Origin of the sequence: Maritalea porphyrae, assembly GCF_027213965.1 — a bacterium.
Classification (GTDB): domain Bacteria; phylum Pseudomonadota; class Alphaproteobacteria; order Rhizobiales; family Devosiaceae; genus Maritalea; species Maritalea porphyrae_A.
In genome coordinates, this window is sequence record NZ_JAPWGX010000071.1 from 1 (window position 1) to 245 (window position 245).

Below are 245 nucleotides of genomic sequence, written 5' to 3' on the forward strand. Positions count from 1 at the left end.
ACTTCACGCTGGCTGCGGGCGTTGCGCTGGTAGCCGCGTTGGGTGCGTGGGAGGTTCGCTACAGCAGGCGTGGACACAACCCGCTGGTACCTCCGAAGCTGTTTGCGCATCCCGCTTTCACCGGAGGCACGATCCTGGCGCTCGTGTATTTCGCGTCCTTCACCAGCATCTTCTTCACACTGTCGCTGCTGTGGCAGTCCGGTCTCGGAAACTCTGCGCTCTCGACGGGCGCAGTGATGCTGCCG

1 protein-coding gene is annotated in these 245 nt (G+C 63.3%); it reads left to right on the plus strand.

Annotated features, from left to right (window positions below; translation table 11 throughout):
- On the plus strand, nt 1-245 hold a 245-nt coding region (locus O4H47_RS18050; RefSeq protein ID WP_269395408.1), incomplete at both ends, for a hypothetical protein.